Source organism: Spiribacter pallidus (assembly GCF_040838495.1).
Lineage (GTDB): Bacteria > Pseudomonadota > Gammaproteobacteria > Nitrococcales > Nitrococcaceae > Spiribacter > Spiribacter pallidus.
Map to the genome: position 1 here is coordinate 323694 of NZ_JBAKFM010000002.1, position 13413 is coordinate 337106.

14 protein-coding genes are annotated in these 13413 nt (G+C 65.7%); 9 read left to right on the top strand and 5 right to left on the bottom strand.

The genetic code is table 11. The annotated features are described in order from the left end of the window. The first annotated feature begins 4 nt into the window (after positions 1-4). The 5 genes from V6X73_RS04915 to V6X73_RS04935 are packed head-to-tail and all read left to right on the top strand — an operon-like array spanning position 5 to position 4162. Positions 5-1228: a tryptophan--tRNA ligase gene (locus V6X73_RS04915; protein WP_367958711.1), complete on the top strand. Its 1224-nt coding sequence runs from the start codon at positions 5-7 to the stop codon at positions 1226-1228. Beyond that, entirely contained in the window at positions 1225-2058 is an 834-nt protein-coding gene (locus V6X73_RS04920) for a segregation and condensation protein A (protein WP_367958710.1), read from the top strand. Before V6X73_RS04915 ends, V6X73_RS04920 begins: the two co-directional genes overlap by 4 nt. Beyond that, positions 2055-2663, top strand: coding sequence for an SMC-Scp complex subunit ScpB (scpB, locus tag V6X73_RS04925; protein ID WP_367958709.1), 609 nt, complete (start codon positions 2055-2057; stop codon positions 2661-2663). Before V6X73_RS04920 ends, scpB begins: the two co-directional genes overlap by 4 nt. Continuing rightward, positions 2660-3487 (top strand): 23S rRNA pseudouridine(2605) synthase RluB, encoded by an 828-nt coding sequence (gene rluB, locus V6X73_RS04930; RefSeq protein WP_367958708.1) that lies wholly within the window; start codon positions 2660-2662, stop codon positions 3485-3487. The genes scpB and rluB overlap by 4 nt, the downstream gene beginning before the upstream one ends. A gap of 12 nt (positions 3488-3499) precedes the next feature. Beyond that, on the top strand, positions 3500-4162 hold the full coding sequence (locus V6X73_RS04935; protein WP_367958707.1) for an endonuclease III domain-containing protein: 663 nt from the start codon (positions 3500-3502) through the stop codon (positions 4160-4162). Here V6X73_RS04935 and V6X73_RS04940 read toward each other — a convergent pair. The 5 genes from V6X73_RS04940 to ubiG all read right to left on the bottom strand — a co-directional run bounded on the left by V6X73_RS04940 (position 4159) and on the right by ubiG (position 7761). Further along, a complete protein-coding gene (locus V6X73_RS04940; protein ID WP_367958706.1) occupies positions 4159-4632 on the bottom strand; it encodes a YbhB/YbcL family Raf kinase inhibitor-like protein in 474 nt (157 codons plus the stop codon). The genes V6X73_RS04935 and V6X73_RS04940 overlap by 4 nt on opposite strands. Before the next feature lie 76 nt (positions 4633-4708). After that, the gene (locus tag V6X73_RS04945) at positions 4709-5470 is read right to left on the bottom strand and encodes an SDR family NAD(P)-dependent oxidoreductase (RefSeq protein WP_367958705.1); all 762 of its coding nucleotides are present in this window, start codon (positions 5468-5470) and stop codon (positions 4709-4711) included. Further along, positions 5467-6348 (bottom strand): squalene/phytoene synthase family protein, encoded by an 882-nt coding sequence (locus V6X73_RS04950; protein ID WP_367958704.1) that lies wholly within the window; start codon positions 6346-6348, stop codon positions 5467-5469. The genes V6X73_RS04945 and V6X73_RS04950 overlap by 4 nt, the downstream gene beginning before the upstream one ends. A gap of 4 nt (positions 6349-6352) precedes the next feature. Continuing rightward, entirely contained in the window at positions 6353-7051 is a 699-nt protein-coding gene (locus V6X73_RS04955) for an HAD family hydrolase (protein ID WP_367958703.1), read from the bottom strand. After that, positions 7048-7761: a bifunctional 2-polyprenyl-6-hydroxyphenol methylase/3-demethylubiquinol 3-O-methyltransferase UbiG gene (gene ubiG / locus V6X73_RS04960; RefSeq protein WP_367958702.1), complete on the bottom strand. Its 714-nt coding sequence runs from the start codon at positions 7759-7761 to the stop codon at positions 7048-7050. Before ubiG ends, V6X73_RS04955 begins: the two co-directional genes overlap by 4 nt. Positions 7762-7892: 131 nt before the next feature. Between ubiG and V6X73_RS04965 the strand changes: the two genes are divergently transcribed. From V6X73_RS04965 to V6X73_RS04980, 4 genes are all read left to right on the top strand, one after another. Then, positions 7893-8459 (top strand): peptidylprolyl isomerase, encoded by a 567-nt coding sequence (locus tag V6X73_RS04965; protein ID WP_367958701.1) that lies wholly within the window; start codon positions 7893-7895, stop codon positions 8457-8459. A 90-nt stretch (positions 8460-8549) separates the two neighbouring features. Then, the gene (gene gyrA, locus V6X73_RS04970) at positions 8550-11108 is read left to right on the top strand and encodes a DNA gyrase subunit A (RefSeq protein ID WP_367958700.1); all 2559 of its coding nucleotides are present in this window, start codon (positions 8550-8552) and stop codon (positions 11106-11108) included. A gap of 34 nt (positions 11109-11142) precedes the next feature. After that, positions 11143-12225, top strand: a complete 1083-nt coding sequence (serC, locus tag V6X73_RS04975; RefSeq protein ID WP_367958699.1) for a 3-phosphoserine/phosphohydroxythreonine transaminase — start codon at positions 11143-11145, stop codon at positions 12223-12225. A gap of 10 nt (positions 12226-12235) precedes the next feature. Next, on the top strand, positions 12236-13405 hold the full coding sequence (locus V6X73_RS04980) for a phosphoglycerate dehydrogenase (RefSeq protein ID WP_367958698.1): 1170 nt from the start codon (positions 12236-12238) through the stop codon (positions 13403-13405). The last annotated feature ends 8 nt before the right edge of the window (positions 13406-13413 follow it).

The following is a 13413-nucleotide window of genomic DNA, read 5'->3' on the forward strand; positions in this document are numbered from 1 at the left end:
CGCGTTGAATCACAATCTCACCCACGGGGACCGGATCCTCTCTGGAATGCGGCCAACCGGTCGTCTGCATCTGGGCCATTACCACGGGGTGCTGCGCAACTGGGTGGCACTTCAGCAGGCCCATGAGTGCTTTTTCTTTGTCGCTGACTGGCATGCGCTGACCACGGCCTATGAAAACCGCGAGGTCATCTCGGAGAGTGTCTGGGACATGGTGGTGGACTGGCTCGCCTGCGGCGTCAATCCCAATCTCTCAACGCTTTTCATCCAGTCCCGGGTCATGGAGCACGCCGAGCTGCACCTGCTGCTGTCAATGGTCACGCCCCTTGGATGGCTCGAGCGGGTACCCACCTACAAAGACCAGATCGAGCAGCTGCGCGAGCGGGATCTGGCGACCTACGGTTTTCTGGGCTATCCGGTGCTGCAGAGCGCGGATATCCTCATCTATCAGGCGGCCGGGGTGCCGGTGGGCGAAGACCAGGTCTCGCATGTCGAACTCACCCGCGAGCTCGCCCGGCGCTTTAACTTTCTCTTCGGCCGCGAGCCCGGATTCGAGGACAAGGCCGAGGCGGCTGTCGGCAAGATGGGCAAAAAGCAGGGACGGCTCTATCGCGAGCTCCGCCGCCGCTACCAGGAAGAAGGCGACACCGAGGCGCTCAGCGAGGCACAGGCGCTGCTCGAGGGCCAGCAGAACCTCACTATGGCCGATCGGGCCCGGCTGGCCGGTTATCTCGAAGGCGGCGGGCGCAGTGTGCTGGCCGAGCCCGAGGCGCTTTTGACCACCGCACCCCGCATGCCGGGACTGGATGGCCGCAAGATGTCCAAGTCCTATGGCAATACACTGTCGTTGCGCGAAACCGACGCCGCCATCGATCAGAAAATCCGCACCATGCCCACCGACCCCGCCCGGGTGCGGCGCAGCGACCCGGGCGAGCCGGAGAAATGCCCGGTCTTCGACCTCCACAAGGTCTACTCGGATGACGCCACCCGTCAGTGGGCGACCGAGGGATGCCGTTCGGCGGGCATCGGCTGTCTGGAGTGCAAAAAGCCGCTGATCGACGCCGTCCAGGCCGAGGTTGCGCCCATTCGCGAGCAGGCCGAGGCCCTGGATGCCGATCGCGATTATGTCCGGCAGGTCATCCAGGATGGCTGCGACCGGGCACGGGATACCGCGCGGCAGACCATGAACGACGTCCGCTCGGCCGTTGGCCTGGATTACCGCGCCCGATGAGTGACACCGCCGACGCCAGCCTGTTCGAGCCCGAGGGGGTCGCCACCGTCCGCGGGCAACCGATGGCGGACTGGCCGCGTGATCTCTATATCCCGCCGGATGCGCTGGAAGTCTTTCTCGAGGCGTTCGAGGGACCGCTCGATCTGCTGTTGTACCTGATTCGGCGACAGAATCTGGACATCCTCGATATCCCCATCGCCGAGATCACCCGCCAGTACATGAGCTATGTGGAGCTGATGAAGGATCTGCGCCTGGAGCTGGCAGCTGAGTACCTGGTCATGGCGGCCATGCTGGCCGAGATCAAATCCCGCATGCTCTTGCCGCGCCCGCCGGCCAGCGACGAGGACGACGACCCGGATCCGCGGGCGGAGCTTGTCCGGCGGCTGCGCGAATACGAACAGTTCAAGGAAGCCGGCCGGTCCATCGATGCGCTGCCCCGGGTCAATCGCGATGTCTTCACCGGCCAGGCGGCAGCGCCGGCCATGCAACCGGCGCAACGCCAGCCGGACGTGGCGCTCGGCGAGCTGCTGGCTGCATTTGCCGAGGTGCTCGAGCGCGCCGAGATGTTCACCCACCACCGGATCGAGCAAGAGGCGCTCTCGGTGCGCGAGCGCATGAGCGAGACCCTGGCCCGGCTTGATGGGCAGCGCTTCGTGCCGCTGACCGAAATCCTCCAGCCCCATGAGGGGCGCCCCGGCGTGGTGGTGACGTTTCTGGCCATTCTCGAGTTGCTCAAGGCGGCGTTGATCGAACTCACCCAATCCAGGCCTTATGCACCGCTTTATCTGCGCAGTGCCGGCGTCATGGGCCCTTCGGAGGCGGCGCAATGACCGAGCCGTCACTGGAGTCGATCCTCGAGGCGGCCCTCGTGGCGGCGGGTGAACCGCTGTCGGTGGATCGCCTGCGCGGGCTTTTCGACGACGCGGTCGCGCCCAGCCCCGGTGCCATCGAAAAGGCGCTCCAGCGACTCGCCGAACAGCTACAGGGCCGGGGGGTGGAACTGCGTCAGGTCGGCAGTGGCTACCGTCTGCAGGTGCCCGAGGATTATGCATACTGGGTATCCCGGCTCTGGGAGGAAAAGCCCACCCGCTATTCCCGGGCCGTACTGGAGACCCTGGCAATCATTGCCTATCGCCAACCGATCACCCGTGGCGAGATCGAAGAGATCCGGGGGGTGACGCTTGGCAGCAATATCATGCGCACGCTGCAGGAGCGTGGCTGGGTTCGGGTGGCCGGGCACCGGGATGCGCCGGGGCGGCCGGCGGTGTTTGCCACCACCCGAGCGTTTCTCGACTACTTCAACCTCAGCAGCCTCTCGGAGTTGCCCTCGCTGCTCGAGATCGGCGACCCGGGCCCGGAGCATCCCGAGCTGGATCTCGAGGTGCCGCTGCAGCGCGAGCCATCGGCGGGCCCCGAGGATGATCCGCATCCATGAGTTCGGAGAAGCTGCAGAAGGTGCTGGCCCGCGCCGGGCTGGGATCGCGCCGGGCGATGGAGGCGGCCATCGAAGCCGGCCGCGTCGAGGTCAATCAACGCACTGCCCGGCTGGGTGACCGGGTCGAGCCGTCCGACCGCATTCGGGTCGATGGCCGGCCGCTCAGCCAGCGGCGGACCGCACCGGCGCAACGCCGGGTCATTGCCTATCACAAGCCCACCGGCGAGTTGGTCAGCCGTCACGACCCGGAAGGCCGGCGTTGTGTTTTCGATCGCCTGCCGCGGCTCGAGCAGGGGCGCTGGATTGCCATTGGCCGGCTCGATATCAACACCTCGGGGCTTTTGCTGCTGACCACCGACGGCGAGCTGGCCAGTCGGTTGATGCACCCCCGCTACCGGCTGTTGAGGGACTATGCGGTGCGTATCTTCGGAGCGGTCGAGCCGTCCACCATCGACCGGTTGATGAGCGGCATCGAGCTCGAAGACGGCCGGGCGGCGTTCGAGTCGATCCAGGCCCTGGAGTCGCGGGAGGCGGCCAATCAGTGGTTCCGGGTACGGCTTCGAGAGGGACGAAACCGTCTGGTGCGCCGTCTTTGGGAATCCCAGGGCGTGCGGGTGAGTCGTTTGATGCGCGTGCAGTACGGCCCGATCGAGCTGCCCGCCGGATTGCGCGAGGGTCAGACCGACTGGCTGAGCGCCGGGCAGGTCAGGCACCTGGCCGGGCTGGTGGGGCTGGAGCGCGACGAGACCGCCCGGTCCCCGGGCCGGGGGCGACCCGCGGGCGGCGGCCCGCGACGCCGTCCCGCGCCCCGTCACAGGGGTTAGACGGGGCGGGGCATGGCCAAGGACGCAGTGCATAAGGCCCATCAGCGGCTACGCGCGCATTTTGGCGAGCGTCAGCAGTGGTGGCCGGCGCAGACAGCCTTTGAGGTGCTGGTGGGTGCGGTGCTTACCCAGAATACCGCCTGGACCAATGTCGAGCGGGCCATGGCGCGGCTGCTCGAGCGTGACTGGCTCTCGGCACCGGCCATCATCGAAGCGCCAGAGGCGGCGCTGGCAGAGTGTCTGCGGCCGAGCGGCTATTACAACGTCAAGGCCCGCCGCCTGCGGGCGGCCTGTGAGCGCTGGATCGAGCTGGGCGAAGAAAACGGACTGCGTGCCATGGCACCGGAGGCGGCGCGCGAGGCGCTACTTGCCGTCAACGGACTGGGCCCGGAGAGCGTTGATGATGTGCTGCTCTACGGGTTGCAGCAACCGGTCTTCGTGGTGGATGCCTATACCCACCGGATTTTCCATCGGATGGGGCTCGCCCCGGCGCGCTATCACTACCACCGGCTGCAGGCGTTCTTCCATGAACGCTTGCCGGCCGATGCACGGCTTTTTGGTGAGTATCACGCGCTGATCATCGAGCTTGGCAAGGGGTTTTGCCGGCCACGGCAGCCGCGCTGTTCAGCTTGCCCGCTGCAGTCGATATGCCAGACGGGGCGGTCGGTGACCTAGCGCTCGTAGGTCCCGATGATGCGATTCATGCCGATGACATGGGGCTCGACCTGGTCGAGGAACTGCCACAGCGTCAGGCCGGGCTCGAGATTGAGCGCCTGATCCAGCGCGAGTACCCAGAAGTAGTAGTGATGGACACCATGGCCCTCGGGGGGCATCGGGCCACCATAGACCTGTTTGCCGAAGTCGGTGACGCCGTTGGTATAGGCCTCGCTGCCTTCCTCAAGGGCGCTGACATCGCCCGGGATGTTGTAGTAGACCCAGTGGACGAACCCGTAGCTGCCCGGACTGATCAATGGGGCGTCCGGGTCGTGGCAGATCACGGCGAAACCTTGTGTCCCCTCCGGCGAACCGGTCCAGTGGATCGGCGGCGCCAGATCTTCGCCTTCGCCAGTATACCGCTGGGGGATGGGCTGGTGCGATCCAAAGGCACTACTTCGGACCTGCAACGCTGATAAGGCAAATCCCATTGGTTGTTCTCCGCTATTGGTTGATTGGCGGCATGCTTGCATTCACCGGGGTATTGTCACAAGCATGCCACATCTGTCAGGCATCGACGCGATAGTGTACGCCGTTGGCCGGCGGATGCCGCGGGTCGAGCAGTGCCGCTACGCAACCGGCCGCATGCGCGGGCGAGTCCACCTCCTCGGCCATCTCGCCGGCAAACAGCCCACGGCGCAGTGCGGTGCGCATCGGACCGGGGTCGATGGCGCAGCTGACCACCGGGTTGGCCGGCGAGTGCTCCGCGGCGATGACCCGCATCATCCCCATGAGCGCGGCCTTGCTCACGCCGTAGGCGCCCGTCGCCGCGCGTCGGTGATGCGCGTCGTGGTCGTCGACAAAGATCACGCGCCCGGCCTGCTCGCGGAGCATGGGCAGCAGCGCCTGGGTGACGAGGAACGCGCCGTTGATGTTGATATGCAATGTCTTGAGCCAGGTCTGCGGATCATAAAGTGCCATGGGCGTGGCATCCCCCGCATCGGCGGCGGTATGCAGCAACTGCTCGATGCCCCCCAGATCGGCGGCAATGCCAGTGGCGAGCTCGGCATAATCATCGGGCGCGGCGGATAGATAATCCAGCGGGTAGAGCGCCGGGCGCGGATGGCCCTTCGCCTCGATGTCATCATGCAGCGCCTCCAGGCCCTTGATGTCGCGGTCGAGCAGTACCAGATCGGCGCCCTCGGCGGCGGCGGTGGCGGCGACCGCGCTGCCAAGCCCACCGGCCGCTCCGGTAATCAACAACCGCTGGCCGGTCAATCGCCCGGGTTGGGGCAGGGTCGAGGGGGTGATGGGCCAGTCGGGTGTCATGACGTGCTCTCCGGGGGTCGGGGGGATAGCCGTTGGGGCGCACGCCGGATGCGCCAGGCAAGCCAGAGCTTGCGCAACGGCGTGAGGTGGTGCTGGCGCTCGAGGACCGGAAAATCCGCCGCATCCAGGGTGTTGAGCAGCTCGCGGTAGAGCACCGCCAGGGTCAGCCCATAGGCCTGGGCCGGCCGCTCTGCGGCGGGCAGATGACCGATGGCACTGTCGAGGAACTGCCGGGCGCGTCGTGCCTGGCGCCGGAGCAGATCGATGCGGCTGGCGGCCTGGTCGGTGTCCGCATCGGTGTCGGCGATGGTCTTTAGGCTCAAGCCGCTCAGGTGGAGTTCGTCCTCGGGGATATAGAGCCGGCCGGCGCGAAGATCCCGTCGCAGGTGGCGGATCATGCGCGTCAGCTCCAGGCCCATGGAAAGATCGTGGGCAAAGGCCGCGGCCGCGGGGGTTTCGGCACCGGTCATGCGGCGCGCTAGGTCGGCTACCCCGCCGCCGGCCCGGTGGCAGTAGACGGTGAGCTCGCGCAGGGTCGGATAGGCGCTGTAGGTCAGGTCCATGCGCGCGGCCTCTACCGTGTCCTCGAGGGTGGCGACCGGCAGAGCATGGGCTTCGATGTAGGGGGCCAGGGCCTGGGTGATCGGGTGTCGGGGCATGTCGTTTGCAAGGCGCTGGAGCTCTTCTTGCCACCAGCCGAGCTTGGCCTCGCCGATTGCCGGCTCGCTCACCTCGTGGGGGATTTCGAGTATCTCGCGCCGCAGTGCGGCGAGTGCTATCAACCCGTCGCGAATGGCCGATGGCGCAAAGAGTGCCGCGTAATAGGTGCTCGAGCCGGTCGGGGCCGCCTTGTCGCGGCAGTAGGCTTGCGGCTCCATGGCGTCAGGCGGCGCTGGCGGCGGTATGGCCTTCGGGGAGCGCGACCCAGCGCAGGATCTGGCCTGGATGGTCGATCAGCCCGTCGGCGCCCCAGCGCTCGGCATGGTCATCGCCGGAGAGATACCCGTAGAGGGCCGCCAGCGTCATGGTGCCGGCGCGCTGTCCGGCCTGTATGTCGCGTTCGGCATCGCCCACCAGGACGCAATCCGCGGGCCGCAGCCCCAGGCGCCGGCACCCTTCGGTGACCTGATGGGGGTGGGGTTTGCGGCGGGTGATGTCATCGCCGGTGACCACGCAGGCCGGCCGCTCGCCGTAGCCCAGCGCCGTGAGCAGCGGTTCGGTCAGCCAGCCGGGCTTGTTGGTGACAATGCCCCAGGGGATGCCGGCGGCCTCGAGGATGTCGATCATCGCCTCCATCCCCTCATAGGGGCGGGTCTGGTGGCTGACCTGCTCGTGGTAGAGATCAAGGAAGCGCTGCCGCAGGCCCTCGAACATGTGATCGGTGCTGCCCAGATTGAATGCCCGGGCGATCATCGGCGCGCTGCCATGGCCCACCGACCCGGCGAACTCGCGCTCGGGCAGCGCGGCAAACCCTTGCTCGTCGAGCAGCCGATTGATACTGGCAATGAGATCCGGTGCGGTATCCAGCAGCGTCCCGTCCAGGTCCAGCAGCACGCCGTGGGCGCGGTTCAGTGCAATCATTCGGGGTGGCCCTTGATGGCATGGCAGAGATAATTCACCCGGGTGTCGGCGCCGAGCGTGTGCGCACCGGTGATTGGGTTGTAGTGAAGACCGGTCAGGTCCGCGACCCGCAGCCCGGCCGCCCGGCACCAGCGGCTGAGCTCGGCCGGACGGATGAAGGCGCTGGCGTCGTGGGTCCCTCGGGGTAGGACCCGCAACAGGCGCTCGGCGGCGACGACAGCCAGCAACCAGGCGCGGGTGGTGCGGTTGATGGTTGAGAAGAACACCGAACCGCCCGGGCGGACCAATCGCGCACAGGCATCCACCACCGAGGCCGGATCGGGGACGTGCTCGAGCATTTCCATGCAGGTGACTACATCCCACTGACCGGCGCTCGTCTCAGCGAGGGCCTCGGCGCTGATTGCTTGATAATCGATGGTCAGTTGCCCGTCCGCGGCATGGGCCCGGGCAACGGCCAGGCTGTCCGTTGCCAGATCAATGCCGGTGACACGGGCCTGCTCGGCGGCCATGGCCTCGGTCAGCAGCCCGCCGCCACAGCCAACGTCGAGCACCGTCTTGCCCGCCAGCCCGCCGGTCTGCTCGAGAACGTACCGGCATCGCAAGGGGTTGATGGCATGAAGCGGTGCGTAGGGGCCGTCCGGGTTCCACCACTGGTGGGCGTCGGCTTCGAATTTGTCGATCTCGGCCTGATCGGCGTTGGCGGCCTGCATGGGGCTGGGCGCATCCGTCCGGTGGTCTGTGTTATCAAATATTAACACGGCAAAACGGCGACATCCGAACCATGGCCTGTGCGATAATCGCGCCTATTCCATCCCTTATCGACCCTGTCGAGGAGTGTGTCATGAAGACCCTGTCCATTGGCCTTGCCCTTTCCGCTGCCATCACCCATGCAGGCGCCAGCGCCGCGGCCCAGCCGGTGGTGGTGTTCGAGACGAGCGCCGGTGACATCCACATCGAGCTCGAAGCCGAGGCCGCACCGGTGAGCGTCGAGAACTTTCTGGCCTATGTCGATGGCGGGTTCTACGACAACACCATCTTCCACCGCGTGATCCCGGGGTTTGTCATTCAGGGCGGCGGGTTCAATGCCGAATTCCAGCGCAAGCCCACGCGTGATCCGATCGTCAACGAAGCGGATAATGGACTGCTCAACAAGCGCGGCACCCTGTCCATGGCCCGGGCCCAGGCCCGCGACAGCGCTACTTCGCAGTTTTTCGTCAACCTCGCCGACAACGCCTTTCTCGACCACGGCGAGCGCGATTTCGGCTACGCGGTGTTTGGCCGGGTGATCGAGGGCATGGATGTGGTTGATCGCATCGCCGCCGGCGATACCGCCCGCCGCAACGGGATGCCCGATGTCCCGGTGCAGCCGGTGGTGGTGGAGTCGGCCCGTCGACTCGAGGCGGAGTAGGGGCGGCGGTGGCGCCTGAACGGCGGCCCGCTTCGTGGTAATATCAACGGCTTACTGATCGAGCCCTCACAACAATCCGAGAACCCTTAGATGTCGAGCGTCGCCAAGGAAATCCTACCGGTCAATCTCGAAGACGAGATGCGGCAGTCCTACCTCGATTACGCCATGAGCGTGATCGTCGGCCGGGCGCTGCCGGATGTCAGAGACGGGCTCAAACCCGTGCACCGGCGTGTGCTCTATGCCATGCGCGAGCTCGGCAACGACTGGAACAAGCCCTACAAGAAATCCGCCCGTGTCGTTGGCGATGTCATCGGTAAGTATCACCCCCATGGGGATACCGCCGTGTACGACACCATCGTGCGCATGGCCCAGGATTTCTCGATGCGCTATCTGCTGGTAGACGGCCAGGGCAACTTTGGCTCGATCGACGGCGATAACGCCGCGGCCATGCGGTATACCGAGGTGCGCATGGCGCGCATGGCCCACGAGCTGCTGGCGGATATCGACAAAGAGACCGTCGATTTCATCGATAACTACGACGGCTCCGAGCGCGAGCCCCAGGTGCTGCCCACCCGGGTGCCCAATTTCCTGGTCAATGGCGGTGCGGGGATCGCCGTGGGCATGGCCACCAATGTCCCGCCCCATAACCTCGCCGAGGTGGTCAACGCCTGCATCGCGCTGATCGATGACGACAGCCTCGATATCGAGCAGCTCATGGAATACATCCCCGGCCCGGATCTGCCCACCCGGGGGATCATCAACGGCGTCGAAGGGATCCGCGAGGCCTATCGCACTGGCCGCGGCCGGATGGTGATGCGCGCGCGCTGCCGGTTCGAACATGACGAGGCCAACGGCAAGGCGAGCATCATCGTCGAAGAGCTGCCCTATCAGGTGAACAAGGCGCGACTGCTCGAGAAGATCGCCGAGCTGGTCAAGGAAAAGCGCATCGAAGGGATTACCGAGCTGCGGGACGAATCCGACAAGGATGGCATTCGCATGGTCATCGAGCTGCGCCGCGGCGAGGTGCCCGAGGTGGTGCTCAACAACCTCTATCAGCACACCCAGCTGCAGAGTGTTTTTGGCATCAACATGGTGGCCCTGCATGAGGGGCAGCCCCGGCAGCACAACCTCAAGGATATCCTCGAGGCGTTCATCAGCCACCGCCGCGAGGTAGTCACCCGGCGCACCGTCTACGAGCTGCGCAAGGCCCGGGACCGGGCCCATGTGCTCGAGGGGCTTGCCGTGGCACTGGCCAATATCGATGCTGTCATCGAGCTCATCAAGGCCTCGCCCACCTCGGCGGACGCCAAAGCGGCCCTGGTGGCGCGTGACTGGGCCCCGGGGGTGGTCAGCGAAATGCTGGCGCGCACAGGCGCCGAGGCCTCACGGCCCGAGACCCTGCCCGACGGCGTTGGGCTGATCGGCGATGCCTACCGGCTGACCGAGGCCCAGGCCCAGGCCATTCTCGATCTCAGGCTGCACCGGCTCACCGGCCTCGAGCAGGACCGCATCGTCGATGAGTACCGCGAGATTCTCGATACCATCGCCGAGCTGCTGGCCATTCTCGGGAGCAGCGAGCGGCTAATGCAGGTCATTCGCGACGAGCTTGAGGAAATCCGCGAGCGATATGGCGATGAACGCCGCAGCGAGATCCTCGAGCAGCGACTCGATCTTTCCATGGAAGATCTCATCCCCCCGCAGGATGTGGTGGTGACCCTCTCCCACGGCGGGTATGCGAAATCCCAGCCGGTGGACACCTACCAGGCCCAGCGTCGCGGCGGCAAGGGCAAAGCCGCCACGCGAATGAAAGACGAGGATTTTGTCGACAAGCTCTGGGTGGCCAATACCCACGACACGCTGCTTTGCTTTTCAAGCTACGGCAAGTGCTACTGGCTGAAGGTCTACGAACTGCCCCACGGCAGCCGTGGCGCCCGGGGCAAGCCCATCGTCAATCTGCTGCCGCTCGAAGAGGACGAGCGCATCAACGCGGTGCTGCCGATCAGCGAGTTCGACGGCGATCATTACGTGTTCATGGCCACGCGCCGCGGCACGGTCAAAAAGACCCCGCTGTCGCATTTCTCGCGGCCCCGGTCTACGGGCATCATCGCCGTGAATCTGGGCGAGGACGATGCCCTGGTGAACGTAGGCGTCACCGATGGCCAGCGAGATATCATGCTGTTCACCGATGCCGGCAAGGCCGTTCGCTTTCGCGAGGATCAGGTTCGCCCCATGGGCCGGACTGCCACCGGTGTGCGCGGCGTGCGCCTGGAGGGCGACCAGCGGGTGATTCAGTGCCTCATCCTCGACGAGGGTCATGTGCTTACGATTACCGCCAACGGCTATGGCAAATGCACCGCGGTGGATGATTACCCGCTGCGCGGCCGTGGCGGCATGGGCGTGATCAGCATCCAGACCAGCGAGCGCAATGGCCCGGTGGTCGGTGCCATCCAGGTCGGCGACGACGATGAGGTGATGCTGATCAGCAACGGCGGGACGCTGGTGCGTACCCGGGCCACCGAGATCTCGGTGCTGGGGCGCAACACCCAGGGCGTGAAACTGATCAGCCTTGCCGATGACGAAACCCTCGTCGGCACCGCCCGGGTGGAGGCCCTCGGCGAAGACGACACCCTTGCGGCGACGGACGAGTGATCCGCCCATCAACCCATTAAAGCGGGAGCGCAGTATGTCGCGTGTATTCAATTTCAGTGCCGGTCCGGCGACGCTGCCCGAGCCGGTTCTTCGCCAGGCTGCCGAGGAGATGCTCGACTGGCACGGCACCGGTATGTCGGTCATGGAGATGAGCCATCGGGGCAAGGCGTTTGTGAGCATCGCCGAGCAGGCCGAAGCGGACCTGCGCGAGCTCCTCGCCGTGCCGGACAACTACCGGGTGCTTTTTCTGCAGGGTGGCGCCACCGCGCAGTTCGCTGCGGTGCCACTCAATCTGGTCGGCGACGCGCCGGTGGTGGACTACGTCAATACCGGCAGCTGGTCCAAGAAGGCCATTGCCGAGGCCGGCAAGTACACCCGGGTCAACGTGGTGGCCGAAGGCGGCAAGGGTGACCCGATGGGCATCCCGGCACAGGCGACCTGGCAGTGCGACCCGCAGGCTGCCTACCTGCATTACTGCGCCAACGAGACCATCACCGGGGTAGAGTTTGCGGACATCCCGGATAGCGGCGATGTCCCGCTGGTCAGTGACATGTCCTCGACCTTTCTCTCGCGGCCGCTGGATGTCTCGCGCTTTGGCGTTATCTACGCCGGGGCGCAGAAAAACTTTGGCCCGGCCGGGCTGACGGTGGTGATCGTGCGCGACGATCTGCTCGATCGTGCCAGCTCGTTGACGCCATCGATCTGGGATTACAAGCGCCAGGCCGAGGCCGACTCGATGCTCAACACGCCGGCCACCTACAGCCTCTACATCGCCGGGCTGGTATTTCAGTGGCTCAAGGGCGAGGGCGGACTCGAGGTCATGGCCGAGCGCAACCATCAAAAGGCCAGCAAGCTCTACGCGGCCATCGACGGGTCGGCTTTCTACCGCAACCCGGTCGAGCCTTCGGCCCGATCCTGGATGAACGTTCCGTTCGTGCTCGCCGACGACAGCCTGGATGGGCAGTTTTTGTCCGAGGCCGAGTCGGCCGGGCTGAGCACCCTCAAGGGGCACCGCTCGGTGGGCGGCATGCGGGCGAGCATCTACAACGCCATGCCCGAGGCCGGGGTGGATGCGCTCATCGAGTTCATGGCGGATTTCGAAAAACGTCACGGCTAATCGAGGAATAATGTTTAAAGTCCTGACATTCAATAATATTTCGGCCCGCGGACTGGATCGGCTGCCGCGGGAGCGCTTCGAGGTGTCTTCGGAAATCCAGCAGCCCGATGCGGTGCTGCTGCGATCGGCCAAGCTCCATGACTGGGCGGTACCGGAGACTTTGAAGGCCGTCGGCCGCGCCGGCGCGGGGGTGAACAACATCCCCGTCGAGGCGATGAGCGAGCGGGGCATTCCGGTGTTCAACGCCCCGGGCGCCAACGCCAACGCCGTCAAAGAGCTGGTGCTCGCCGCAATGTTCCTGGCCGCCCGCAATATCTGCCCCGCCTGGGCGTTTGCGCAGACCCTCGAGGGTGACGATGCGGCCATGAATAAGCAGGCCGAGGCCGAGAAGAAGCGCTTTACCGGTTTCGAGCTGCCCGGCCGGACCCTGGGCGTGGTGGGTTTGGGGGCAATTGGCGTTAACGTCGCCAATGCCGCCAAGGCGCTGGGGATGAACGTCATCGGCTACGACCCGCAGATCACCGTGCGCAGCGCCTGGAACCTAGAAGCCGGCGTGCGCCGTGCCCATAGCGTCGATGAGGTCATGGCCGCGGCGGATGTCGTCACCCTCCATGTCCCCGAGACCGATGACACTCGGGGCATGATCAATGGCTCACGGCTCGCCGCCGCCCGCGAGGGGCTGGTGCTGCTCAATTTTGCCCGGGCGGGGATTGTCGATGACAACGCCGTGGTGGCGGCCCTGGACGCCGGGCGGATGCGTAGCTACGTCTGCGATTTTCCATCGGCGGCGCTCAAGGGCCACGACGCGGTGGTGGCGCTGCCGCATATCGGGGCATCGACCAACGAGGCGCAGGAGAACTGCGCCATCATGGCCGCCGACGAGGTCCGGGATTTTCTCGAGACGGGCAACATCATGAACTCGGTGAATTTCCCCGAGCTGGTGCTGCCACGCAACGGCAGCGGCGATCGGCTGACCGTGGCCAACGCCAACGTGCCCAACATGCTCGGGCAGATCTCCTCGGCGGTGGCCGAGGCCGGGCTCAATATTGCGGATATGTACAACAAATCCCGTGGGGATCTCGCCTACAGCGTGGTCGATATCGACGGCAAACTGCCGGGGGATGTGGTCGAGCGCCTGCGACAGACCGAAGGGGTGCTCGCCGTTCGCGTGATCGAATAGCAGGGGAG